General features: G+C 60.7%; 29 protein-coding genes. 1 reads left to right on the plus strand and 28 read right to left on the minus strand.

The annotated features are described in order from the left end of the window. Positions 1-29: 29 nt before the first annotated feature. From A7D21_RS03100 to flhA, 14 genes are all read right to left on the minus strand, one after another. Positions 30-422, minus strand: coding sequence for a DUF2802 domain-containing protein (locus tag A7D21_RS03100; RefSeq protein ID WP_053257281.1), 393 nt, complete (start codon positions 420-422; stop codon positions 30-32). Then, on the minus strand, positions 423-905 hold the full coding sequence (locus A7D21_RS03105; protein WP_010564003.1) for a chemotaxis protein CheW: 483 nt from the start codon (positions 903-905) through the stop codon (positions 423-425). 80 nt (positions 906-985) lie between these two features. Continuing rightward, complete coding sequence (locus A7D21_RS03110; protein ID WP_069551051.1) at positions 986-1,801, minus strand: CheW domain-containing protein; 816 nt, start codon at positions 1,799-1,801, stop codon at positions 986-988. Next, positions 1,801-2,589 (minus strand): ParA family protein, encoded by a 789-nt coding sequence (locus A7D21_RS03115; RefSeq protein ID WP_053257283.1) that lies wholly within the window; start codon positions 2,587-2,589, stop codon positions 1,801-1,803. Before A7D21_RS03115 ends, A7D21_RS03110 begins: the two co-directional genes overlap by 1 nt. Positions 2,590-2,640: 51 nt before the next feature. Then, a complete protein-coding gene (gene motD / locus A7D21_RS03120) occupies positions 2,641-3,528 on the minus strand; it encodes a flagellar motor protein MotD (RefSeq protein WP_053258022.1) in 888 nt (295 codons plus the stop codon). A gap of 15 nt (positions 3,529-3,543) precedes the next feature. Continuing rightward, complete coding sequence (locus A7D21_RS03125; protein WP_053257284.1) at positions 3,544-4,284, minus strand: flagellar motor protein; 741 nt, start codon at positions 4,282-4,284, stop codon at positions 3,544-3,546. Further along, positions 4,284-5,414, minus strand: a complete 1,131-nt coding sequence (locus A7D21_RS03130) for a chemotaxis response regulator protein-glutamate methylesterase (RefSeq protein ID WP_069551052.1) — start codon at positions 5,412-5,414, stop codon at positions 4,284-4,286. Before A7D21_RS03130 ends, A7D21_RS03125 begins: the two co-directional genes overlap by 1 nt. Before the next feature lie 47 nt (positions 5,415-5,461). Then, complete coding sequence (locus A7D21_RS03135) at positions 5,462-7,717, minus strand: chemotaxis protein CheA (protein ID WP_069551053.1); 2,256 nt, start codon at positions 7,715-7,717, stop codon at positions 5,462-5,464. 11 nt (positions 7,718-7,728) lie between these two features. Then, positions 7,729-8,517: a protein phosphatase CheZ gene (locus tag A7D21_RS03140; RefSeq protein ID WP_053257287.1), complete on the minus strand. Its 789-nt coding sequence runs from the start codon at positions 8,515-8,517 to the stop codon at positions 7,729-7,731. Positions 8,518-8,535: 18 nt separating this feature from the next. Beyond that, positions 8,536-8,910, minus strand: coding sequence for a chemotaxis response regulator CheY (locus tag A7D21_RS03145; RefSeq protein ID WP_003192908.1), 375 nt, complete (start codon positions 8,908-8,910; stop codon positions 8,536-8,538). A gap of 171 nt (positions 8,911-9,081) precedes the next feature. Continuing rightward, positions 9,082-9,822 carry an RNA polymerase sigma factor FliA gene (fliA, locus tag A7D21_RS03150; RefSeq protein ID WP_053257288.1) on the minus strand — a complete coding sequence of 247 codons (741 nt, stop codon included), beginning with the start codon at positions 9,820-9,822 and terminating at the stop codon, positions 9,082-9,084. Next, positions 9,819-10,652 carry a flagellar synthesis regulator FleN gene (gene fleN, locus A7D21_RS03155; RefSeq protein ID WP_003192912.1) on the minus strand — a complete coding sequence of 278 codons (834 nt, stop codon included), beginning with the start codon at positions 10,650-10,652 and terminating at the stop codon, positions 9,819-9,821. Before fleN ends, fliA begins: the two co-directional genes overlap by 4 nt. 107 nt (positions 10,653-10,759) lie before the next feature. Then, entirely contained in the window at positions 10,760-12,076 is a 1,317-nt protein-coding gene (flhF, locus tag A7D21_RS03160) for a flagellar biosynthesis protein FlhF (RefSeq protein ID WP_053257289.1), read from the minus strand. A gap of 11 nt (positions 12,077-12,087) precedes the next feature. Beyond that, entirely contained in the window at positions 12,088-14,202 is a 2,115-nt protein-coding gene (gene flhA / locus A7D21_RS03165) for a flagellar biosynthesis protein FlhA (protein WP_053257290.1), read from the minus strand. Positions 14,203-14,622: 420 nt separating this feature from the next. On the opposite strand from flhA, the gene A7D21_RS03170 reads away from it, so the two are divergent. Further along, complete coding sequence (locus tag A7D21_RS03170; RefSeq protein WP_069551054.1) at positions 14,623-14,883, plus strand: DUF6124 family protein; 261 nt, start codon at positions 14,623-14,625, stop codon at positions 14,881-14,883. A gap of 54 nt (positions 14,884-14,937) precedes the next feature. On the opposite strand, the gene A7D21_RS03175 is transcribed toward A7D21_RS03170, so the two are convergent. From A7D21_RS03175 to A7D21_RS03240, 14 genes are all read right to left on the minus strand, one after another. Further along, the gene (locus A7D21_RS03175; protein WP_053257292.1) at positions 14,938-15,141 is read right to left on the minus strand and encodes a cold-shock protein; all 204 of its coding nucleotides are present in this window, start codon (positions 15,139-15,141) and stop codon (positions 14,938-14,940) included. A gap of 39 nt (positions 15,142-15,180) precedes the next feature. Then, positions 15,181-15,381, minus strand: coding sequence for a cold shock domain-containing protein (locus tag A7D21_RS03180; protein ID WP_069551055.1), 201 nt, complete (start codon positions 15,379-15,381; stop codon positions 15,181-15,183). Positions 15,382-15,587: 206 nt separating this feature from the next. Further along, positions 15,588-16,724, minus strand: coding sequence for a flagellar biosynthesis protein FlhB (gene flhB, locus A7D21_RS03185; RefSeq protein ID WP_053257294.1), 1,137 nt, complete (start codon positions 16,722-16,724; stop codon positions 15,588-15,590). 3 nt (positions 16,725-16,727) lie between these two features. Beyond that, entirely contained in the window at positions 16,728-17,513 is a 786-nt protein-coding gene (gene fliR, locus A7D21_RS03190) for a flagellar biosynthetic protein FliR (RefSeq protein WP_053257295.1), read from the minus strand. Between the two features lie 4 nt (positions 17,514-17,517). Beyond that, the gene (gene fliQ, locus A7D21_RS03195; RefSeq protein WP_003214552.1) at positions 17,518-17,787 is read right to left on the minus strand and encodes a flagellar biosynthesis protein FliQ; all 270 of its coding nucleotides are present in this window, start codon (positions 17,785-17,787) and stop codon (positions 17,518-17,520) included. A gap of 4 nt (positions 17,788-17,791) precedes the next feature. Next, positions 17,792-18,535, minus strand: a complete 744-nt coding sequence (gene fliP / locus A7D21_RS03200) for a flagellar type III secretion system pore protein FliP (RefSeq protein ID WP_053257296.1) — start codon at positions 18,533-18,535, stop codon at positions 17,792-17,794. Then, on the minus strand, positions 18,535-18,975 hold the full coding sequence (fliO, locus tag A7D21_RS03205; RefSeq protein ID WP_053257297.1) for a flagellar biosynthetic protein FliO: 441 nt from the start codon (positions 18,973-18,975) through the stop codon (positions 18,535-18,537). Before fliO ends, fliP begins: the two co-directional genes overlap by 1 nt. Before the next feature lies 1 nt (position 18,976). Continuing rightward, the gene (fliN, locus tag A7D21_RS03210) at positions 18,977-19,444 is read right to left on the minus strand and encodes a flagellar motor switch protein FliN (protein WP_053257298.1); all 468 of its coding nucleotides are present in this window, start codon (positions 19,442-19,444) and stop codon (positions 18,977-18,979) included. 46 nt (positions 19,445-19,490) lie between these two features. Further along, positions 19,491-20,459, minus strand: a complete 969-nt coding sequence (gene fliM, locus A7D21_RS03215; RefSeq protein ID WP_053257299.1) for a flagellar motor switch protein FliM — start codon at positions 20,457-20,459, stop codon at positions 19,491-19,493. 9 nt (positions 20,460-20,468) lie between these two features. Then, entirely contained in the window at positions 20,469-20,969 is a 501-nt protein-coding gene (gene fliL / locus A7D21_RS03220; protein ID WP_053257300.1) for a flagellar basal body-associated protein FliL, read from the minus strand. Positions 20,970-21,191: 222 nt separating this feature from the next. After that, on the minus strand, positions 21,192-22,544 hold the full coding sequence (locus A7D21_RS03225; RefSeq protein ID WP_069551056.1) for a flagellar hook-length control protein FliK: 1,353 nt from the start codon (positions 22,542-22,544) through the stop codon (positions 21,192-21,194). Positions 22,545-22,632: 88 nt separating this feature from the next. Further along, on the minus strand, positions 22,633-22,980 hold the full coding sequence (locus A7D21_RS03230; RefSeq protein ID WP_053257302.1) for an Hpt domain-containing protein: 348 nt from the start codon (positions 22,978-22,980) through the stop codon (positions 22,633-22,635). 30 nt (positions 22,981-23,010) lie between these two features. Beyond that, positions 23,011-24,729: a fused response regulator/phosphatase gene (locus tag A7D21_RS03235; RefSeq protein WP_053257303.1), complete on the minus strand. Its 1,719-nt coding sequence runs from the start codon at positions 24,727-24,729 to the stop codon at positions 23,011-23,013. Further along, entirely contained in the window at positions 24,726-25,031 is a 306-nt protein-coding gene (locus A7D21_RS03240; RefSeq protein ID WP_053257304.1) for an STAS domain-containing protein, read from the minus strand. The genes A7D21_RS03235 and A7D21_RS03240 overlap by 4 nt, the downstream gene beginning before the upstream one ends. Between the last annotated feature and the right edge of the window lie 29 nt (positions 25,032-25,060).

Consider the following 25,060-nt stretch of genomic DNA (forward strand, 5'->3'; position numbering starts at 1 on the left):
GCAACGTCCGACAGCTGCAGCAACCTACGTCAGCTCTTGTGCAACTTACTCATCAACTGCGCCTCAGCCTGGGTCAACCCACACGACTGCGTGAGTTCATCCACTGTCGCCCCCATGCCCACCAGTTTTGCCGCTTGGGCAAATGACAGGCTCGACGGGTCGCGCTGTTCGATCTGCGCCAGCTTGTCCGGCAACGGCCCGAGGATCGCGCGCAGTTCATGCACCTCGTCCCCAACCCGCACCGCACTCTGCTGGAAGTGATCGACGCGCTTGACCAGGTCGAGAATGCGCCGGTCACGCACGCCGTCGCGCTCGGCCTGTTGCAGGGCCAATTCGCGTTGCTGGCGCATGTAGCGCAGCAGGAACGCCAACGTCCCGGCCCACAACAGGGCCAGGACAATCACCGCCGCCTCAAGGAACAATCAGATGCTCTCCAGTTCCGACCATTCTTCTTCGCTCATCATCTTGTCCAGCTCAACCAGAATCAGCAGTTCGCCGTTCTTGTTGCACACGCCCTGGATGAACTTGGCCGATTCCTCGTTACCCACGTTCGGCGCGGTTTCCACTTCCGATTGGCGCAGGTAAACCACTTCGGCCACGCTGTCGACCATGATCCCGACCACTTGCTTGTCGGCTTCGATGATGACGATACGGGTGTTGTCGTTGACTTCGGTCGGCACCAGGCCAAAACGCTGGCGGGTGTCGATCACGGTCACCACGTTGCCGCGCAGGTTGATGATGCCCAGCACGTAGCTTGGCGCACCCGGTACCGGCGCGATTTCGGTGTAGCGCAGCACTTCTTGCACGCGCATTACGTTGATGCCATAGGACTCGTTGTCCAGTTTGAAGGTAACCCATTGCAGGATCGGATCATCCAAACCTTGTGCGGACGCTGACTTGTTCATACCCCTGACCCCTTCAAATGCCGTTGTACACGGCGTGTGTGCTTCGCTGACCGCACTTGCATGCGGACCTTATTGTTCAATCAACTGCGTTTGTTCTGCGGCATCGTCTTGACGGCGCCACTGGCGATCAACTCGGCCAGTTCGGCGACGTCGAGCAACGCGCACATGTGCTCAATTACGGTGCCCGCCAACCAAGGCCGCTGGCCTCGGTGGCTGCGCCATTTGATTTCGTTCGGGTCCAGGCGCAATGAGCGGCTGACTTGATGCACCGCCAGCCCCCACTCGTAGCCCTGCACCGAGATCACGTACTGCAAACCCTGGCGGAAGTCATCGCGGTAGCGGTCGGGCATCACCCAGCGCGCGGTGTCCAGCACCTTAAGGTTGCCGGCCTGACTGGGCAGAATGCCCAGGAACCACTCCGGTTGCCCGAACAGCGGTGTCAGCTCCTGGCCCTCAAGAGAATAGATCGAACCCAGGCACACCAGTGGCACCGCGAGCGTCAACCCGGCGACGTCGAACAGCAAACATTCGAACGGCTCGGCGGCCCATGACGGGCGATCATCACCGGTCACCGGCGGCGGCGTGATGCTCGGCGGCAGGTGGACTTCCACCACCGGCTCGACCACCACCGGCGCCACCACCGCGGGAGCGACCACTGCTGGTGCGACCGGCTCCAGCGGCACGACAACCGGGGCGACCACAACATGGGCATCACGCGCCTGCTCTTCGAGCACCGCCAGTTGAAATTCATCCAGCGTGCTTTCTGCTTCTACGGCCGGTTCAAGGACCAGAATCGGTTCCGGCAGCTCCTCCTCGGTCGCATCCTGCAGCAGGGCATCCAGGTAGGATTCAAGTGCCAGTTGCGGCCGGGTCTTGAGTTTGACAGGACGGTTCATCACGCCACCTGCGCCACAAGCTGCTGCGACAGCAGATGCTTGAGCAATGCGCGGTAGGCCAGCACGCCGCGGCTTTTGCCGTCGAACTGCGAAGGCGTCAGGCCTGCACGGCTCGCGTCACGCAGGCGCGTGTCGACTGGAATGTAGCCTTGCCAAATGGTGTCCGGGTAAGCGTCACGCAACACACGCAAAGTGCCAAGGGACGCCTGGGTGCGCCGGTCGAACAAGGTCGGCACGATGCTGTATGGCAGCGCCTGTTTGCGCGAACGGTTGATCATCGCCAGGGTGCTGACCATGCGCTCCAGGCCTTTGACCGCCAGATGCTCGGTTTGCACAGGGATCACCAACTGCTGGCTGGCGGCCAACGCATTGACCATTAGCACACCCAGCAGCGGCGGGCTGTCGATGATCGCGTAATCGAAGTCTTGCCACAGCTGCGCCAGTGTCTTGGCGATCACCAGGCCCAAGCCGCTCTGCCCCGGCGACTGGCGCTCAAGGGTGGCCAGGGCGGTGCTCGACGGCAGCAGCGAGATGCTTTCGTTACTGGTGGGCAGCAACAGTTGCCCGGGCAAATCGCTCGGCACGCTGCCCTTGTGCAGGAACAGGTCGTAGCAGCTGTGTTCCAGCGCGTCCGGATCGTAGCCGAAATAGCTGGTCATGGAACCATGGGGGTCCAGGTCAACCACGACCACACGCTTGCCCGCCTCGGCCAGCAAACCGGCTAAGGCGATGGAGGTGGTCGTCTTGCCGACTCCACCTTTTTGATTGGCAACTGCCCAGACTCTCATTCGGTTGGTTCCTCCCGGCAGGCGATGGCGCGACCGAGACATTGCATAAAATTATTGAGCCGGCGACGGAGAATTGACGGCGCTCTGACGAACCGGCGGCTTAACGGTTGGCGGTGCAGTTTGTGTGCCAGCCCGCTTCAAGGCCGCATCCGGAGTTGCATTGGCAGTACCGGTGCCGGTCAGGCTGCGGCGTACATCCAGGTTGCGCGACACCACCAGCACCACACGACGGTTGCGCGCCCGGCCTTCGGCGGTGGCGTTATTGGCCACCGGCTGGAATTCACCATAGCCCACCGACGCCAGGCGCCCAGGGTTTATGCCCTGCATCGCGAGCATCCGCACGATGCTCGACGCCCGGGCCGACGACAGTTCCCAGTTGGTCGGGTACTGCGCGGTGCTGATCGGGAAGTTGTCGGTAAAGCCTTCGACGTGAATCGGGTTTTCAAACGGTTTGAGGATCGCCGCGACCTTGTCGATGATGGTGAACGCCTGGTCGCTCGGCAATGCGTCGGCGCTGGCGAACAGCAGGCTGGAGTTCAGCTCGATTTCGACCCATAACTCGTTGCCGCGCACGGTCATCTGGTTGGATTTGATCAGGTCGCCAAAGGCAGCGCTGATGTCATCGGCAATACTTTTCAGCGGGTCACTGGTGCCACCAATGCCGGCGGCGGTTTCATCGCTGTCGTTGACCAGCGGCTTGGCCGGGGTCACGGTCTTGGGCCGCTCTTCGCCAATCGGAATCGGTTTCAGGGCACGGTCGGCGTCGTTGAACACGCCGATCAGGGCCTGGGAAATGACTTTGTACTTGCCTTCGTTGATCGACGAGATGGAATACATCACCACGAAAAACGCGAACAACAAGGTGATGAAGTCCGCGTAGGACACCAGCCAGCGTTCATGATTGACGTGTTCTTCAGGCTCGCGACGGCGACGGCTCACACTCACTACCTCCCATCAGTCCATGAAGCCCTGGAGCTTCAATTCGATGGAGCGCGGGTTTTCACCCTCGGCAATCGACAACAGACCTTCAAGCAACATCTCGCGGTAACGCGACTGGCGCATGGCAATCGACTTGAGCTTGCTCGCCACCGGCAACAACACCAGGTTGGCACTCGCCACACCATAGATGGTAGCCACAAACGCCACGGCAATGCCGCTGCCCAACTGCGACGGGTCGGCCAGGTTGCCCATTACATGGATCAGGCCCATCACCGCACCGATGATACCGATGGTCGGCGCATAGCCGCCCATGCTTTCAAAGACTTTGGCGGCGTTGATGTCGCGGCTTTCCTGGGTCAGAAAATCCACCTCCAGGATGCTGCGAATCGCTTCCGGCTCAGCGCCATCCACCAGCAATTGCAGGCCCTTGCGCGCGTAGCTGTCGGGCTCGGCATCGGCCACGCCTTCCAGGCCCAGCAGGCCTTCCTTGCGGGCGGTGAGGCTCCAGTTGACCACACGGTCGATACCACCGGGCAGGTCAACGCGCGGCGGGAAAATAATCCAGATCAGGATTTGCATCGCACGCTTGAACGAACTCATGGGCGACTGCAACAACGCAGCGCCCACCGTGCCGCCAATCACGATCAGTGCAGCCGGGCCGTTGGCCAAGGCGCCTAAGTGGCCGCCTTCGAGGTAGTTGCCGCCGATAATTGCGACAAATGCCATGATGATGCCAATCAGGCTCAATACATCCATCAGAGGCAGGCCTCCACCAGATGCTTGCCGATATCGTCCAGGCTATACACGGCGTCGGCCAGGTCCGCTTTGACGATCGCCATGGGCATGCCATAGATCACGCAGCTGGCCTCGTCCTGGGCCCAGATCGCACTGCCGCCCTGCTTGAGCAGGCGCGCACCTTCACGGCCGTCGGCGCCCATGCCGGTAAGCACCACCGCCAGAACTTTGTCGCCGTAGGACTTGGCCGCCGAACCGAAGGTGATGTCCACACATGGTTTGTAATTCAGGCGCTCGTCACCCGGCAGGATTTTGATCGCGCCACGGCCATCAACCATCATCTGCTTGCCGCCCGGGGCCAGCAATGCCAGGCCGGGACGCAGGATGTCACCGTCCTCGGCTTCCTTGACGGTGATGCGGCACAGTTTGTCCAGGCGCTCGGCGAAAGCCTTGGTGAAGGCCGCCGGCATATGCTGGATCAACACGATCGGCGCCGGAAAATTCGCCGGCAACTGGGTCAACACCCGCTGCAACGCCACCGGGCCGCCGGTGGATGTGCCGATGGCCACCAGCTTGTAGGCCTTGCGCTTGGGCGCCGGTGAATGCGCACTCGGCGCCGCAGCACGCACCGGCGCCACTGCAGGGCGTGCCACTGGCGCAGGCGCCGGGCGCGCAAACGACGACGTCGGCGCAGTGGACGCCGCCGGCGCCGCAACCGGTGCAGGCGTGGGCGCGCTGAACAGGCTGCGGCGGTTACTGCGCGAAATGCTGTGCACCTTTTCGCACAGCATCTGTTTGACCTTCTCGGGGTTGCGCGAGATGTCTTCGAAATTCTTCGGCAGGAAGTCCACCGCACCGGCGTCCAGCGCATCCAGGGTGACCCGGGCGCCTTCATGAGTCAGTGAGGAGAACATCAACACCGGGGTGGGGCAGCGCTGCATGATGTGCCGAACAGCCGTGATGCCATCCATCATCGGCATCTCGTAGTCCATGGTGATCACGTCCGGTTTCAACGCAATGGCCTGATCAATCGCCTCTTTGCCGTTGGTGGCCGTGCCGACCACCTGGATGGTTGGATCGGCGGAAAGAATTTCCGAGACGCGGCGGCGGAAGAAACCCGAATCGTCCACCACCAGGACCTTGACTGCCATAAACACTCCGTTAGGCGGGGCGGGCAAACCGCCCTGCCCCGCCAGAATCAAATACGCCGTGCGGCGTAACGCTTGAGCATGCTCGGAACATCGAGAATCAGCGCGATCCGACCGTCACCGGTGATGGTCGCACCCGACATGCCCGGGGTTCCCTGCAGCATTTTGCCCAAAGGCTTGATGACCACTTCTTCCTGGCCGACCAGTTGATCGACGACAAAGCCGATTCGCTGGGTGCCCACGGAGAGAATCACCACATGGCCTTCGCGCTGCTCTTCATGCTTGGCCGATGCCACCAGCCAGCGCTTGAGGTAGAACAGTGGCAACGCCTTGTCGCGTACGATCACCACTTCCTGGCCGTCCACCACGTTGGTGCGCGACAGGTCGAGGTGGAAGATTTCGTTGACGTTGACCAGCGGGAAAGCGAACGCCTGGTTGCCCAGCATCACCATCAGGGTCGGCATGATCGCCAAGGTCAACGGCACCTTGATGACGATCTTGGAGCCCTGGCCCTTGGTCGAGTAGATATTGATCGAGCCGTTGAGCTGGCTGATCTTGGTCTTCACCACGTCCATGCCGACGCCACGCCCGGACACGTCGGAAATCTCGGTCTTGGTCGAGAAGCCCGGGGCGAAGATCAGGTTGTAGCACTCAGTGTCGGTCAGGCGGTCGGCGGCGTCCTTGTCCATCACGCCACGTTTGACGGCGATATTGCGCAGAATCGCCGGGTCCATGCCTTTGCCGTCATCGGTAATCGACAGCAGGATGTGGTCGCCTTCTTGCTCCGCCGCCAGAATCACCTTGCCGTTGCGGGACTTGCCCGAGGCTTCGCGCTCTTCCGGGGTTTCGACGCCGTGGTCGACAGCGTTGCGCACCAAGTGGACCAGCGGGTCGGCCAGGGCCTCGACAAGGTTTTTGTCGAGGTCGGTTTCTTCACCCACCAGTTCCAGGTTGATTTCTTTCTTGAGCTGGCGAGCCAGGTCGCGAACCAGGCGCGGGAAGCGGCCGAAGACTTTCTTGATCGGCTGCATCCGCGTTTTCATCACTGCGGTCTGCAAGTCGGCAGTGACCACGTCGAGGTTCGACACGGCCTTCTGCATGGCCTCATCGCCGCTGTTCAGGCCCAGGCGCACCAGGCGGTTACGCACCAGTACCAGTTCGCCGACCATGTTCATGATGTCGTCCAGGCGCGCGGTATCCACGCGCACGGTGGTTTCGGCTTCACTGGCCGGTTTCTCGGCCACCGGTGCCGCTGCGGCACGTGCAGGCGCCGGGGCGGCTGCAGGCGCTGGAGCAGGTTTGGCGGCCGCCGGTGCGGCAGGTTTGGCAGGCGCAGGTTTGGCCGCCACTGGGGTGGCGGTCGCCGCAGCAGCCGGGGGCACTTCGGAGAACTTGCCCTTGCCGTGCAATTCGTCCAACAAGGCTTCGAATTCGTGATCGGAAATCAGCCCGTCAGCGGCAGGTTCTGCGCTGGCGGCGGCAGGTGTGGCAGGCGTGGCAGGCACGGCAGCGGCCGCCGAGGCCGTGGCCGTGGCCGTGGCCGCGACTTCCGGCAAAGCTTCGGCCGCAAAGGTGCCTTTGCCATGCAACTGGTCGAGCAATGCCTCAAATTCGTCGTCGGTAATGTCGGTGCTGGCGCTGGCAGCCGGAGCCTGCGGCGTAGCCGCAGGTGCCACGGCATCGGCAGCGAACTGGCCTTTGCCATGCAACTGGTCGAGCAGGGACTCGAATTCAGCGTCGGTAATGTCTTCGCTGGTCGGCGTTGCAGGCGGCGCGACTGCTTGGGGGGCTTCAGCTTCAGCCTTCACCGCACTGAGGGAGTTGAGCAACTGCTCGAACTCGCTGTCCGTCACGTCCGCTTCCGGTTCCGGTTCGGCCACAGGCGCTGCTTCCACCACCGGCGCAACCGAGGTGTCGGCAGGTTCTGCCAGGCGCGCCAGGGCGGCCAGCAGTTCCGGCGTGGCGGCGGTGATCGGTGCACGTTCGCGCACTTCACTGAACATGCCGTTGACCGCATCCAGTGCTTCGAGAATCACGTCCATCAGTTCCGAGTCGACGTGCCGCTCACCCTTGCGCAGGATGTCGAATACGTTCTCGGCGATGTGACAGCACTCCACCAGCTCATGGAGCTGGAGGAAGCCGGCGCCCCCTTTTACAGTGTGAAAACCGCGAAAAATTGCATTGAGCAGGTTCGCATCATCCGGGCGGCTTTCCAGCTCGACCAGTTGTTCGGACAGTTGCTCTAAAATTTCGCCGGCCTCTACAAGGAAATCCTGAAGGATTTCTTCATCGGCGCCGAAGCTCATGTGGGTGCTCCTTAGAAGCCTAAACTGGATAACAGGTCATCTACGTCATCCTGACCTGACATAACGTCTTCACGTTTATCGGCATGAATCTGCGGACCTTCACCCTTGGCGAGATGTTTTTGTGGATCTTTTTCCGAGAGGATCGCTTCGCGGTCATGTTCGATGCCGGCAAAACGATCAACTTGGCCAGCCATGAGCACCAATTTGAGCAAGTTGCTTTCCACTTCGGTGACCAATTGGGTCACGCGCTTGATCACCTGACCGGTGAGGTCCTGGTAATCCTGGGCCAGCAGAATGTCATTGAGGTTGCTGGCAACCGTGCGGTTTTCCTCGTCGCTGCGCGACAGAAAAGCGTCGACCCGCCGCGCCAACTCACGAAACTCCTCGGCCCCCACTTCCCGACGCATGAAACGGCCCCAGTCAACGCTGAGGGCCTGCGCTTCGGTCGCCATGCCATTGACCAGGGGCGTGGCGTTTTCCACCAGGTCCATGGTGCGGTTGGCCGCCGCCTCAGTCAGCCTGACCACATAGGACAGGCGTTCGGTGGCATCGGTGATTTGCGAGATTTCTTCGGCCTGGGGCATGTGCGGGTCAATCTGAAAATTGACGATTGCACTGTGCAGCTCGCGTGTGAGCTTGCCCACTTCCTGGTACAGGCCGCGGTCACGGGTCTGGTTAAGCTCATGGATCAACTGCACCGCGTCGCCGAACTGGCCTCTTTCAAGGCTTTCGACCAACTGGTGAGCATGCTTTTTCAGGGTCGACTCAAAGTCAGCCTGCGATGATTCTTTATGCTCCATAGCTCCCCCGTGGTGGCATCAGCCGTGGATGCGTTCGAAGATTTTTTCGATCTTCTCTTTCAAGGCCAACGCAGTGAATGGCTTAACCACGTAACCGTTAACCCCGGCTTGGGCGGCTTCGATGATCTGTTCACGCTTGGCTTCGGCGGTCACCATCAGCACAGGCAGGCTGCGCAGTTTTTCATCGGCGCGCACGTGACGCAGCAAGTCGATGCCGGTCATGCCCGGCATGTTCCAGTCGGTTACCAGAAAGTCGATGCTCCCGCTGTTGAGGATCGGAATCGCCGTCAGGCCGTCATCCGCCTCGACCGTGTTGGTGAACCCAAGGTCACGCAACAGGTTTTTTATGATCCGCCGCATCGTTGAGAAGTCATCAACGATGAGGATTTTCATGTTCTTGTCCAATTCGACCTCCAAGCAGTCTTAAACGCGCCCAGCACCTGGACGCGCCATTTCAATCAACAGGCGTTACACAAAAAGGACTGCCAGGGGTACCACGGAACGAACCCGCGAAAGGCTCTTCACCCTTCGCCTAATTGCGCTGCAGTATCCCCACACTGCCTGTCAGCGCGCGCGCCACTCTCCCAATCGCCCCCGCAAGCGGGCTGCGCACTGGCTATGCAGCTGGCTGACACGCGATTCGCTGACCCCCAGGACCTCACCGATTTCCTTGAGGTTCAGCTCTTCGTCGTAGTACAGCGCCAACACCAGTCGCTCACGCTCGGGCAAATTGGCAATCGCTTCCGCCAACGCCCCCTGGAAACGCTCATCTTCCAGGTCGCGCGACGGTTCGAGATGTGCACTCGCGCCGTCCTCGTGCAGCCCTTCGTGTTCGCCGTCCTGCAACAGGTCGTCGAAACTGAACAGGCGGCTGCCCAAGGTATCGTTCAAAATCCCGTAATAATCGTCGAGACTCAATTGGAGTTCGGCCGCAACTTCATGATCTTTAGCGTCACGACCGGTTTTTGCTTCAATTGCACGAATTGCGTCACTGACCATTCGCGTGTTGCGGTGTACCGAACGCGGCGCCCAATCCCCTTTACGCACTTCATCGAGCATCGCACCACGGATACGGATACCCGCGTACGTCTCGAAACTCGCACCTTTGCTCGCGTCGTATTTGGTCGACACTTCGAGCAGGCCGATCATACCGGCCTGGATAAGGTCTTCAACCTGCACACTGGCAGGCAGGCGCGCCAGCAAGTGATAGGCAATGCGCTTGACCAGGGGCGCATAGCGCTCGATCAATTCGCCCTGGCTGTCACGCGCCGAGTTTTTGTAAAGGTTATAGCCGCTGGCTGTCATAGCACCGGTCCTGCGCTCGTCTGATGCACCAATCGCTCGACGAAAAACTCCAGATGCCCACGCGGGTTGGCGGGCAACGGCCAAGTATCGACCTTCTGGGCAATTGCCTTGAACGCCAATGCGCACTTCGAACGAGGGAATGCTTCATAGACTGCACGCTGCTTTTGCACAGCCTTGCGCACACACTCGTCATAGGGAACTGCGCCGACGTATTGTAAGGCGACATCGAGGAAACGATCCGTGACCTTGGTCAACTTGGCGAACAGGTTTCGCCCTTCCTGCGGGCTTTGGGCCATGTTGGCCAGCACCCGGAAGCGGTTCATGCCGTAGTCACGATTGAGCAGTTTGATCAGGGCGTAGGCGTCGGTGATGGAGGTGGGCTCATCGCAGACCACCAGCAGCACTTCCTGGGCGGCGCGCACGAAGCTGACCACGGACTCGCCGATCCCGGCGGCGGTGTCGATCACCAGCACGTCGAGGTTGTCGCCGATGTCACTGAACGCCTGGATCAAGCCGGCGTGCTGCGCCGGGCTCAGATGCACCATGCTCTGGGTGCCCGAGGCCGCCGGCACGATGCGAATGCCACCGGGGCCTTGCAGCAGCACATCGCGCAGCTCGCAGCGGCCCTCGATCACATCGGCAAGGGTGTGTTTGGGTGTCAGCCCCAGCAGAACGTCGACGTTCGCCAGCCCCAGGTCAGCATCCAGCAGCATGACGCGACGGCCAAGCTCTGCCAGGGCCAGGGACAAATTCACTGACACGTTAGTTTTTCCGACGCCACCTTTGCCGCCGGTCACCGCGATCACCTGTACGGGATGCATGCTGCCCATTTTATTTCTTTACCTTGTCTTGCTTAGACGCAGGCTACATGGCTTGGCCGCGTGAATCGCTTGCAGACCATCGATGTAGATACTTTTCACGGTGTTCATCCTGCCCTTCAACCCACCCGTTTTGCGGGGTTGTGGTAAAGGTCGGCGAACATGTCGGCCATCGCTTCCTCGCTAGGCTCTTCTTGCATTTGCACGCTGACAGCACGGCTGACCAACTGATGACGGCGCGGCAGATGTAAATCATCCGGGATCCGCGGCCCGTCGGTCAGGTAGGCAACCGGTAATTCATGACTGATAGCCAGGCTCAACACTTCACCCAGGCTCGCAGTTTCGTCAAGCTTGGTCAGAATGCAACCCGCCAGGCCGCAACGTTTATAGCTGTGGTAGGCAGCGGTAAGAACCTGTTTCTGGCTGGTGGTTGCAAGCACCAGGTAATTTTTTGACTTGATGCCACGTCCCGCCAGGCTTTCCAACTGCATGCGCAATGCCGGGTCACTGGCTTGCAGGCCAGCCGTGTCGATCAGCACCACGCGCTTGCGCAGCAACGGGTCGAGCGCATTGGCCAGGGACTGGCCTGCGTCGACGTGGGTCACCGACACGTTGAGGATACGGCCCAGGGTCTTAAGCTGTTCCTGAGCGCCAATACGGTAGCTGTCCATGCTCACCAGCGCGATATTCTGCGCGCCGTACTTGAGCACATAACGCGCGGCCAGCTTGGCCAGGGTGGTGGTCTTGCCCATGCCGGCCGGGCCGACCATGGCGATCACACCGCCCTCTTCCAGCGGTTCGATTTCCGGGGTGGCGATCATGCGTGCCAGGTGCGCCAGCAACATGCGCCAGGCCTGGCGAGGTTCTTCGACTTCAGCGGTCAGTGCCAACAGGTCGCGGGACAACGGGCCGGACAGGCCGATACGTTGCAGGCGACGCCACAGGTTGGCCTGGTGCGGTTTGCTGCCTTGCAGTTGGTTCCAGGCCAGCGAGCCCAGCTGCACTTCGAGCAGCTCACGCAGGCCATTGAGTTCAAAGCGCATCGAATCAAACACGCGCTGGTCAACTGCAGCAGCCGGGGCTGGCGCGGCAGGACGCGGCGGTTCTTTGAACGTCGGCTCAACCAGCGGTTCGGCGGCGGTCAGCGGCAGGCCGGCGAACAACTGGCGACTGTTGCTGGAGTCGCTGTCGCCACGCATGCTCAGCTCAGCCTGGGCCGAGACAATCCGCGAAGCGGTCTTGCGCAGCTCGTCCTCAAGCTCCATGTTCGGTACGCGCGGCGCCAGCGCCGAGGGGGTGTAATCCAGGGCAGCCGTCAGCTCGACGCCGCCGGCAATACGACGGTTTCCGATAATCGCGGCATCGGCGCCCAGCTCATCACGTACCAGTTTCATGGCCTGACGCATATCGGCGGCGAAAAAACGCTTAACTTGCATATCCCACTACCTCAGCCGTTGGGCCCTACTGTCGCGACAATAGTCACTTGCTTGTTGTCAGGAATTTCCTGATAAGCCAAAACGTGCAAATTCGGCACTGCCAGACGTCCAAACCGCGACAACATCGCTCGGACCGGGCCCGCCACCAGCAGAATCACTGGGTGACCCGCCATTTCCTGACGCTGTGCGGCTTCGATCAACGAACGCTGCAGTTTTTCAGCCATGCTTGGCTCCAGCAGAACGCCCTCTTCCTGGCCTTGTCCTGCCTTCTGAATACTATTGAGCAATATTTGTTCCAACCTTGGCTCCAAGGTGATAACAGGCAGCTCAGACTCAACCCCTACAATGCTTTGCACGATTGCACGGGACAACCCGACGCGCACCGCGGCCACCAAAGCGGCAGTATCTTGACTCTTGGCGGCATTATTCGCGATGGCCTCGGCGATGCTGCGAATGTCGCGCACCGGCACCTGTTCGGCGAGCAATGCCTGCAACACCTTGAGCAACTGCGACAGCGACAGCACGCCGGGCACCAGCTCTTCGGCCAATTTTGGCGAGGCTTTGGCCAGCAAACCCATCAATTGCTGGACTTCCTCGTGGCCGATCAGCTCGTGGGAGTGCTTGTAGAGGATCTGGTTAAGGTGGGTAGCGACCACGGTGCTGGCGTCGACCACGGTGTAACCTAACGACTGCGCCTGGCTGCGCTGGCTGACTTCGATCCACACCGCTTCCAGGCCAAAAGCCGGATCTTTGGCGGTTATGCCGTTGAGCGTGCCGAAGACCTGGCCGGGGTTGATCGCCAGTTCGCGGTCGGGGTAAATCTCCGCTTCAGCGAGGATCACACCCATCAGCGTCAGGCGATAGGCGCTGGGCGCCAGGTCGAGGTTGTCGCGAATATGCACGGTGGGCATCAGGAAGCCCAGGTCCTGGGACAGCTTCTTGCGCACACCCTTGATCCGCGCGAGCAGTTGGCCACCCTGGTTACGGTCGACCAGCGGGATCAGGCGGTAGCCGACTTCCAGGCCGATCATGTCGATCGGGGTCACGTCATCCCAGCCAAGCTCCTTGGTTTCCTGGGCGCGGGCCGGCGACGGCAACAGCTCCTGCTGGCGCGCGATTTCCTGCTGGGCCTGGACCTTGACCTGGTTTTGCTTGCGCCAGAACAGGTAGGCGCCACCAGCGGCCATGGCTGCCATGCTCAGAAACGACACGTGCGGCATGCCAGGCACGATGCCCATGATCGCCATGATGCCGGCCGCCACTGCCAGCGCCTTGGGCGAGGCGAACATCTGCCGGCTGATCTGCTTGCCCATGTCTTCGGAGCCCGAAGCACGGGTCACCATGATGGCTGCAGCTGTGGATAACAACAGTGATGGCAATTGCGCCACTAAACCGTCACCGATGGTCAGCAAGGCGTACACCTTGCCCGCATCGCCGAAGGTCATGCCGTGTTGGAAGATACCCACCGCCATGCCGCCGATCAGGTTGATGAACAGAATCAACAGGCCGGCGATGGCGTCACCGCGCACAAATTTGCTGGCACCGTCCATGGAACCGTAGAACTCGGCTTCCTGGGCCACTTCCAGGCGACGGGATTTGGCTTGGTTCTGGTCGATCAGGCCGGCGTTGAGGTCGGCGTCGATCGCCATCTGTTTGCCGGGCATGGCGTCGAGGGTAAAGCGTGCGCTCACCTCGGAAATCCGCCCGGCGCCCTTGGTCACCACCACGAAGTTGATGATCATCAGGATCGCAAACACCACGATACCCACCACGTAGTTACCGCCAATCACCACTTCACCGAAGGCCTGGATCACCTTACCGGCGGCGGCGTGGCCGTCCTGACCATGAAGCATCACCACCCGCGTAGACGCCACGTTCAGCGCCAGGCGCAGCAGGGTCGCAATCAGCAAGATGGTCGGGAATACCGCAAAGTCCAGCGGCCGCAGCGCATACACACAGACCAGCAGCACCACGACAGACAGGGCAATGTTGAACGTGAAGAAGACGTCGAGCAGGAACGGCGGCATCGGCAACATCATCATTGCCAGCATCACCAGCAACAGCAACGGCACACCCAGATTGCCCCGCGACAGGTCAGTCAGGGTGCCACGGGCCGTGCTGAGCATTTGAGAGCGATCTACCACCGGTATTCCTCGTGTTCCTTGAAGCAAAGTTTTGACGCTGGAGAGCGTCCTGAAGGCGGTATTGCAAGAAGCCTTCCAACTTTTGCTCTGAGGCTCAGATGAGCGCAAAAGCGACCGCGCTTAGCGGGGGTAAATCCATCCAAATGTGGGAGCGAGCTTGCTCCCGAAGGCGCTGGTTCAGCGAGTACATTGCCGACTGACACATCGCCTTCGCGAGCAAGCCCGCTCCCACATTTGGATCTGTGTGAACTCGCCGCCACCAAGAAAATTTCCGACAGGGTTTTAAGGTTGGCCCTAGGAAACGCGCTCTCTAGTCTCCGTACACCGCTGCAAATGCAGTGGTCGGGCGTCGCGGCTCGCAATATCAAGGAGAACTCTTATTCCTTTCCAAGGAGCGACGCCATGTCCAAAACCACACAAAATTCCCCCACCGCGCTCTTCACCGTCATCGACGGCATCAGCACCGAAGACCTGCTGGTCAACCTCACCGAAACCCTGGCGTCCGCCCACGCGCTGGCCTGCGACTTCGCCTTTGATCTGGAAGGGGCGCGGCGAGAAGGCGCACTGGGCATTGCGCAGTTGATTGAGGTATCGCGGTTGTTGGCTGAGCGAGCGCTGGATGACATGGGGCCGCCGCCCGAGTCAGAACCCGGCAAATTCTAGGCAGAACATCAGATAAGAGATCGTTCCCGCAGGTGGGAACGATCAAGTGAATCTTCACGCAACGCGCACATTCACAGCCTGGGGCCCTTTCAGGCCTTTCTCAACCTCGAACTCCACTTTTTGGTTCTCCGTGAGCGTCTTGAACCCGTCGCCCTGAATTGCCGAAAAGTGGACGAACACTTCAGCGCCGTTATCGTCCTGAGTAATAAAACCAAACCCCTTACTGTCGTTAAACCACTTAACAGTACCTGTCGCCATTGCCGCCCTCCTGAACTCTGGTTCGACGCCCCAGGGTCGCTAGATAATTGTGATGTTGGACGCAAAAATACCTGCGGGACGATGGATCCTCGCAAATCTCACCCGCTGCCCCGTTTTCAGCAAAATTCCGGCCGTACTCTTGAGATCGACCAGCACCGGCTCGCCACCGTCATCAAGGGCAATCACGCCTTGTCCGTTTTTTCGGCAATAAGATTTGATCGTACCTGTTACCGCTTCCATCACTGCTCCCTCTGCATCTCTTACAACCTGTACGCAGTGTGGTGCTATGAAACCGCGGGAAGGCAGCGCTGACTACTGTCAGAGTTGACAGGTAGACGGAGGTTGGCGACGGGTGGTAGCGGAGGGAGCGACGAAAGTATCGTGCCGATCAGGTCCTTTTGTGACCAGCGGCTTGCCACAGGAAGCCGCTCACCACCGGCCCAGGATCAGGAATCGCGGCGCAGGTCCGGCGGAATCGGCAGGTCTTTGAGCGGTTCTGGCCGCTTGCCCTTGCCCGCGCGGTATTGGCGGATCTGATAGACGTAGGCCAACACCTGCGCCACGGCCAGGTACAGCCCGGCGGGGATTTCCTGATCGAGGTCGGTGGAGTAGAAGATCGAACGCGCCAGTTCCGGCGACTCCAGCAACAAAATGTCGTTGGCCACGGCGATTTCGCGGATTTTCAGCGCGGTAAAATCGCTGCCCTTGGCCAGCAACATCGGCGCACCGCCCTTCTCCGGGTCGTACTTGAGCGCCACGGCGTAGTGGGTCGGGTTGGTGATGACCACGTCGGCATCCGGCACCGCCGCCATCATCTTGCGCTGGGACATTTCGCGCTGCAGTTGGCGAATCCGCTGTTTGACCTCAGGGCGACCTTCCTGGTCCTTGTGCTCGTCACGCACTTCCTGCTTGGTCATCAGCAGTTTCTTGTGGCTTTCCCACAGCTGGATCGGCGCATCCACGGCGGCGATGATGATCAGCCCGCAGGCCATCCACAGCGCGCTCCAGCCCACCACCTGCACGCTGTGAATGATCGCCGACTCCAGCGGCTCATGGGCAATGCGCAGCAAGTCGTCGATATCGGAGGACAACACCGTCAGCGCCACAAACAGGATCAGGATGAATTTCGCCAGCGCCTTGAGCAACTCCGCCAGCGCCTTGGCGGAGAACATGCGCTTGAGCCCGGGCCCAGGGTTCATCCGGCTGAACTTGGGCGCCATGCTGCCGGCGGCAAACAACCAGCCGCCGAGGGAAACCGGCCCGATCAAGGCCGCCAGCAACAGCGTGATCAGCACTGGCTGCACCGCCAGGATCGCGATTTTGCCCGAGTGCAGCAGGTACTGGCCCATGGCGCCGGGGCTGAGCAGCACTTCGCGGGGCAGCGAGAAGTTGAGTTTCATCAACTCCATCATGTCCAGCGCCAAACCACCGCCGTAAATCAACAGGCCGCCGGCACCGGCGAGCATCACGGCAAGGGTGTTGAGCTCCTTGGAGCGCGCAATCTCGCCCTTTTCCCTGGAGTCCTTTTTACGTTTCTCCGTGGGGTCTTCTGTTTTGTCCTGACCACTCTCGCTCTCGGCCATGGCTCAGCGCGCTCGTGCCAGGTCACGTAAGAACTGCAAGGCGTCGGTCGCCAGCGGTTGATACTGATTGAGAATGTCAGCCATGCCGACCCAGAAAATCCCCATGCCCAACACCAGGGTCAACGGGAAACCAATCGAGAAAATGTTCAGTTGCGGCGCCGCGCGGGTCATCACGCCGAAGGCAATGTTGACCACCAGCAGCGCAGTGATCGCCGGCAATACCAGCAACAACGAGGCGCCCAGCACCCAACTCATGCGTCCGACCAATTCCCAGAAGTGACTGACCACCAACCCCGAGCCCACCGGCAAGGTCGTGAAGCTTTCGGTCAGCACCTCGAACACCACCAGGTGGCCATTCATCGCCAGGAAGATCAAGGTCACCAGCATGGTCAGAAACTGCCCGATCACTGCCACCGACACGCCGTTGGTGGGGTCGACCATGGACGCGAAGCCCATGCCCATCTGGATCGAGATGATTTGCCCGGCGATCACAAACGCCTGGAAGAACAACGTCAACGAGAAGCCCAGCAGCGCACCGATCAGGATCTGCTCGGCAATCAGCAGCAACGCACTGAGGTCCAGGGCATTCACCGGCGGCATCGGCGGCAGGCCGGGCACGATCACCACGGTGATGGCAAAGGCGAAATACAACCGGATACGCCGCGGAACCAGCGTCGTGCCGAACACCGGCATGGTCATCAGCACCGCCGTGACGCGGAACATTGGCAAGATGAAAGACGCCACCCACGTGCTGATCTGGGTGTCGGTCAATGCCAGCACAGATTGCATGGGGTCAGCCGATCAACTGCGGAATACTGCCGTACAACTGCAGGATGTATTCCATGAAGGTTTGCACCAGCCACGGGCCGGCGACAATCAGGGTGATCAGCATCACCAGCAAACGCGGGAGGAAGCTCAAGGTTTGTTCGTTGATCTGCGTCGCGGCCTGGAACATCGCCACCAGCAGGCCGACCAACAGGCTCGGCACCACCAGCACGGCGACCATCATAGTGGTCAGCCACAACGCTTCACGGAACAGGTCGACCGCTACTTCTGGGGTCATTGGCCTACACTCCGCCGAAACTGCTGGCCAGCGTGCCGATAATCAGCGCCCAGCCGTCCACCAGCACAAACAGCATGATCTTGAACGGCAACGAAATAATCAGCGGCGACAGCATCATCATCCCCATGGCCATCAGCACGCTCGCCACCACCAGGTCGATGATCAGGAACGGGATAAAGATCATGAAGCCGATCTGGAACGCGGTTTTCAATTCTGAGGTGACGAACGCCGGCACCAGGATGGTCAGCGGCGCCTGATCCGGCGTAGCGATGTCGGTACGTTTGGACAACCGCATGAACAGCTCAAGGTCGCTGGAGCGGGTTTGCGACAGCATGAAGTCCTTGATCGGGCCCTGAGCCTTGTCGATCGCGTCCTGCGCGGTGAGTTTTTCCGCCAGATACGGTTGCAGCGCTTGCTGGTTCACCTTGTCGAACACCGGCGCCATGATGAACAGCGTCAAAAACAGCGCCATGCCGGTGAGGATCTGGTTCGACGGCGTCTGTTGCAGGCCGAGGGCCTGACGCAAAATCGAAAACACGATGATGATCCGCGTGAAGCTGGTCATCAGCATGACAAACGCCGGAATAAAACTCAGCGCGGTCATGATCAGCAGGATCTGCAGGCTGACCGAATATTCCTGGGCGCCGGCGGCGTTGGTGCCCAGCGTGATTGCCGGGATCGACAACGGGTCGGCCGCGAACGCCAGCGGCGCGGCCAGCAACAGCATGAGCGTCAATAAAACGCGCATTACTTCTTATCCTTCTGATCCTTGCCCAGCAACTCCATCAGGCGCTGGGCGAATTCTGGCGTGGCGGCCTCGGTCCTGGCCACTTCAACTGGCGACTTGAGCACGTGCAACGGCGTGATGCGGCCAGGCGTGATGCCGAGCAAAATCTGTTCCTCGCCGACTTGCACCAGCACCAGCCGGTCACGCGGGCCGAGGGCGCGCGAGCCGATCATCTCGATCACCTGGCCATTACCCGGGCCGATGCGCTGTACGCGGCGCATCAGCCAGGCCAGCACAAAAATCAACCCGACCACCAGCAACAGGCCCAGTACCAGCTGGGTCAACTGCCCGCCGATGCCACTGCTGACCACGGGCGCCGCAGCCGCCGCTTGCGCGACCGGCTCAGCCGCCAGGGCGCTCAATGGCAGCGCCAGAAACAGTCCCGCCAGCGAATACTTCATATCAGCGCAACTTCTTGATGCGTTCGCTCGGGCTGATCACGTCCGTCAGGCGGATGCCGAACTTTTCGTTGACCACCACCACCTCGCCATGGGCGATCAGCGTGCCGTTGACCAGCACGTCCAATGGCTCACCGGCCAGGCGGTCGAGCTCGATCACCGAACCCTGGTTGAGTTGCAGCAGGTTACGGATGTTGATTTCGGTGCTGCCGACTTCCATGGAAATCGATACCGGAATGTCGAGGATCACATCCAGGTTCGGGCCGTCGAGGGTCACCGGGTCGTTGTTCTTCGGCACGCTGCCGAATTCTTCCATGGGCAAGCGTTTGCCGGCCGGTGCACTGGCGGCGTCGGCGGCCAGCAGCGCGTCGATATCGTCCTGGCCAACATCGCCGGTTTCTTCCAGGGCCGCAGCCCACTCGTCAGCCAGGGCCTGGTCTTCGGCGGAAGTATTTTCGTGTTCGGTAGCCATTACATGTCCTCGGCGGAGCAAACATTCATCAATAAATAGGGGCGGATCAGCGACGGTTGATCGGCTCGATCACTTGCAACGCCAGGTTGCCCTTGTGGGAGCCGAGCTTGACCTTGAACGACGGCACGCCATTGGCGCGCATGATCAGTTCTTCCGGCAATTCCACCGGAATCACGTCGCCCGGCTGCATGTGCAAAATATCGCGCAAACGCAGCTGGCGACGGGCCACAGTGGCGCTCAAAGGTACGTCGACGTCGAGCAGGTCTTCGCGCAGCGCCTTGACCCAGCGCTCGTCCTGGTCGTCCAGGTCGGACTGGAAACCGGCGTCGAGCATCTCGCGCACCGGTTCGATCATTGAGTACGGCATGGTCACGTGCAGGTCGCCGCCACCGCCATCGAGTTCGATGTGAAAGGTGGACACCACAATCGCTTCGCTGGGGCCGACGATGTTGGCCATGGCCGGGTTCACTTCCGAGTTGATGTACTCGAAATTGACTTCCATGATCGCCTGCCAGGCTTCCTTCAAGTCGATGAAGGCTTGCTCGAGCACCATGCGCACGACGCGCAATTCGGTCGGGGTGAATTCACGGCCTTCAATCTTCGCGTGACGGCCGTCGCCGCCAAAGAAGTTGTCCACCAGCTTGAACACCAGTTTGGCGTCGAGGATGAACAGTGCGGTACCGCGCAACGGCTTGATCTTGACCAGGTTGAGGCTGGTCGGCACGTACAGCGAGTGCACGTACTCGCCGAACTTCATCACCTGCACACCGCCCACCGCCACGTCCGCCGAACGGCGCAGCATGTTGAACATGCTGATACGGGTGTAACGGGCGAAACGCTCGTTGATCATTTCCAGGGTCGGCATGCGTCCGCGGACGATACGATCCTGGCTGGTGAGGTCATAACTTTTGACACTGCCAGGTTCAGCACTCAGTTCGGTCTGTACCAGACCATCGTCGACGCCATGCAACAGCGCGTCAATTTCATCCTGGGACAGCAGGTCTTGCACGGCCATCTCGTGATCCTACTGCAATACGAAGTTAGTGAAGAGCGCCTGCTCGACCACGACTTTGCCAAGCTCTTTCTGGGCCACTTCCTGCACGCTGGCAGTGACCTTCTGGCGCAGCATTTCCTGGCCGACCGGCGTGGCCAGGCTTTCGAAGCTCTGCCCGGAGAACAGCATCACCAGGTTGTTGCGGATCACCGGCATGTGCACCTTGAGGGCATCCAGGTCCGCCTGGTTACGCGCCAGCAAGGTGATACTCACCTGCAGGTAACGTTGACGGCCATTCTGGTTGAAGTTGGCGACAAAGGCCGGGAGCATCGGTTCGAAGATTGCCGGTTGTTTGGCGTTGCTGGCAGTTTCAGCGGCAGGGGGCGGTTTGCTTGCACTGCTGTGCATGATGTACCAGGTACCGCCCACCGACGCGCCGATGGCCAGGAGCAGGCCCAGCACAATCAGCAGGATAAGCTTGAGCTTGCCCTTGCTTGCGGGTGGTGTTGCTGCGTCGTCGCTCTTCGCCATGCCAATAATCCGTCACTATTCGGGGATTCATAGATCTACGGAAAGGCAAGAGCAAGTGTTATGCCAGAGTTGTCAGCTGATCGGGGATAGATGCAACACCACAGGTCCCTGTGGGAGCGGGCTTGCTCGCGAATGCGGTGGGTCAGTCGATGAATCCTTTGACTGACATTGCGCTTTCGCGAGCAAGCCCGCTCCCACATTTAGAGCTGCGAGGGGCTGGAATCAGGCGTAGTAATCAACGGCACTGGAGCCGACGATGGTCTGGGTCACTGGCGCAACTGCCGCAGCCACTTCAGCATGCTCACCCGCGTCACCACCCTCACCACGCCCGCCACTGCCGCTTATGCCGCGAGCCTGGTTCTGCTGCTGTTGCTCCTGCCCTTGCCCCTGCCATCCACGGGATTGATCGGAGACGTTGACGTCGACCTGCCCCATGCCCTGCTGGGCAAACATTTCGCGCAAACGCCCGGACTGGCTTTCCAGCGCTTCACGCACCACCGCATGGCCACTCATAAAGGTGACCTGGGCCTGCTGGTCCGCCGTCATGTTGACCTTGATATCCAGGCGCCCCAGCTCGGCCGGCTGCAACTGGATCTCTGCCGATTTGAGGTTGGCGCTGGACAGGTACATCACACGGTTGACCACCTCCTCGGTCCAGCCGCTCTGGTGCATGGCCAGCGGCGCATTGGCCACGGGTGGCAAGGCATTCGCGGTTTTCGGCGTGGCGGCCTGGGTCAGCGCGGCCAGGCGGTTGGCGAAGTCATCGACACGGGTATCACTGCTGGCGTCTTTCAAATCCTTGAGGCCACCGTCGATCAGCCCGCTGAAGGCTTTGTCGCCGCCTTGGTCAGTGCTGTCCTTGGTGGCTTGCTGGTCAACCATAGTCGCCAGGCCGGCAGCAAAATTCTGCGCAGAGGTCAGCGGGTCCTGAGTCGTCGGCGCGGTTTTCTGCGGCGTCTGGCTGCTGGCCGAGACGTGACCGCCCTGCTCCATCGCCAGGCGCACGGCCGGCATCGAATCCAGTGGGTCGGCCGCAGGGTCGAACGCAGGTTGCTTGGCCTCATCCGTGGCTGCAACCGGTGCTGCGACGACGGGCTGGGCATTCTCGTCCTGAGCGGCCACCGGCGCCGGCGTTTGCACGGGGGCAGGCACGACAACGGGGACGACCGTGGCCATCAATGCCGGATCAACGACGGGATCGACCGGAGGTTGCTGCGCCACGGACGGGTCACTGGGTTTGTCGTCTTGATTGCTGGCACTGCTGCCGCTGTCGGAGCTGGCGGCCGGCTTGGCAGGCAAGGTATTGCCGCTATCGGCAACGGCCGGCGAGCTGACGGCAGGCTTATCGTTACCGGTCACAGGCTTGGTGTTGGTGTCGGAAGACTTGTCGCGCATGGGTTTGGCCGGTGCGACGTCGACCTTCGGCGTCGGTTTGGCAGCTTGGTTGGCAAACACTTGAGCGAAGCCAGGGCCCTTGTCCCGTGGGTCCGCAGCCGCTACCGAGGGGGCGGCGGCAGGCGCTTGAGGCTTGGCCGCTGGGGCAGCCTGAAGGAGCGAATTCTGGGCGACTGGCATAGTTAAAGGTCTCCACTGCATTGGGGGTCGGGGATGCAGTCAGAGGTGATATAGCAAGAGTCGGGCCACGTTTTGCGAAGCCCGTCAGTCAAAGCTGAAACCGCTGGCGCTCATGCTCGTACAAAGGCCGGACCAGCGCGAACTCCTGGTCGATTTCATCGACCAGCTCACCGAGGTCCACTCGAAAAGGCTCGGCAGAGCCGTCTTCCAGTCGGCGACACAGCTCTGCCAAGCGCACCGCGCCCAGATTGCCACTGCTGCCCTTGAAGCTATGCGCAATCCGCCCCAGCGCCTTGGCATCGTCACGCGCCTTGCGCAACGCCTCGACACGCTTTTGCGAATCGTCAAGAAAGGTATCGAGCAACTTGGGGTACTCGCTCTCCATAACCTCTTGCAAACCCGACAACACATCAGGGTCCAGATGAATCTCAAGCACTTGTTCGCTCCTTGATCAAGAATCGGCGGATTATGCCAGAGCCCCCCAGCAAAACTCCACGCACACGCTGCGCCCACCATCGGACCAGCGTACAGCGCTGCTCAGTTGGCGCACCAGACTCAAACCACGGCCAGACAGACGGTCGACATCCAGCGGCCGCGCCAGCACCTGCTCCACGTCAAACCCGGGACCGCTGTCGTCGATGCGCAGCGTCATTTTGCCGCCCATGGGGGTCGGCACCACCTGTACGTGCACACGCACATAACCACTGTTCAACTGCATGAGGCGCTGATTGCGCTGGTGGTAATACTCGGCGAAGCCCTGCGCATCACGCTTGAGCCGCGAATCCAGTTCCAGCACGCCATGCTCCAGCGCATTGGAATACAGCTCGGCCATCACACTGTAGAGCGCCCCACTCTGCTCACGCAGGCCGTGGACCTCCAGCAGCAGTTGCAGCAGGTACGGCAGCGGGTTGTAGCTTTTGAGCGCCTGTGCGCGAAACTCGAAGCTCACCGCCCAATCCAGCGGGCTCGCCTGGCCGCTGTCGGCATACAGGGGCTCCGCCGCACGCAGCGGCTGGCCGGCCTGCAAGGTGATCTCGACCATGCTGACGTCATCGCGCGCCTCACCCCGAAATGCCGCCAGGGCCTGTTCAATATCCTCAAACAGACGGTCAGGCTTGCGGTTGGTGGCAAACACTTGCTGCAAGCGCTCGACACCGAACAGCTGGTCATTAGCGTCGGCGGTGTCCAGTACGCCATCGGAGAGTAAAAATACCCGGTCGCCCAACACCATCGGCCAGACTTCCGTGCTGTCATCAAACGCTTCGGCGGACAGCACGCCCAACGGCAGATGCCGCGACACCAACGGCGTGCGCTTGCCCGTGGCGATCTCATGCACATAGCCTTCGGGCATGCCGCCGTTCCACACCTCCACCACGCGCTGCTGGGCACTCAGGCAGATCAGTGTGGCGCAACAGAACATGTCCACCGGCAGAATACGCTTGAGCTTGGCATTCATCTCCCGCAGGGTTTGCGCCAGGCCGTAGCCCTTGGCCGTCATGCCGTAGAACACTTCCGCCAGGGGCATGGCGCCGACAGCCGCCGGCAGACCATGGCCGGTAAAATCACCGAGCAACACGTGCATGTCACCCGACGGGGTGTACGCCGCCAACAGCAGGTCGCCGTTGAACAACGCATACGGCGATTGCAGGTAGCGAATGTTCGGCGCCGCGTTGATACAGCCGGAATGCGCCACCTTATCGAACACCGCCTTGGCCGCCCGCTGCTCATGCAGCAGGTAGTCATGGTGCCTGGCGATCACGTCACGCTGGCGCAAGACCGTGGCCTGCAAGCGGCGCAGGCGGTCCATGGCATTGATCTTGGCTGCCAGGATCAGTGGGTTGTAAGGCTTGGGCAGGAAATCATCCCCGCCGGCGTCCAGGCAGCGGGCCAGGGCTTCACTCTCACGCAGCGAGGTGAGAAAGATGATCGGCACCAACGCCTCCCCGGCCAGCTGCTTGATTCGGCGCGCCGCTTCAAAGCCGTCCATCACCGGCATCAGGGCATCCATCAACACCAGTTGCGGACGCTCGCGGCTAAACACGTCGACGGCTTGCGCACCATTAGTCGCCGTCAGCACCTGATGGCCCTGACGCCGGATGATGGTCGACAGCAACAGCAAATCGGCCGCACTGTCTTCGGCGATCAGGATCGTCAGCGGCTCAAGCACGGGGGCCAGGCTGCTCAACTGATGTCGAACAGTTTGTCGAAGTTGGAGATACCGAGGATCTTGCGCACATCGGAGTTGCTGTTGACCACCTGCACCTCGGCACTGTCGCCACCGGCATGGTCACGTAACAGCAGGAGCATGCCCAGGGCCGAGCTGTCCATGTAAGTGGTGTCCTTCAAGTCCACCACGTAGACCTCGGGCACCTTGTAGAAGCGCTCATACGCATCGCGAAATTTCTGGTGGCTACCGAAATCGAATCGGCCCTTGACTGTAATCGTCAACTTCGTCCCATCCAGGGATACTTCTGACTCAATTGACATGCGACTGCTTCCTTGTCATTGGCTATGTG

Source organism: Pseudomonas sp. AP19 (genome assembly GCF_001728855.1).
Lineage (GTDB): Bacteria > Pseudomonadota > Gammaproteobacteria > Pseudomonadales > Pseudomonadaceae > Aquipseudomonas > Aquipseudomonas fluorescens.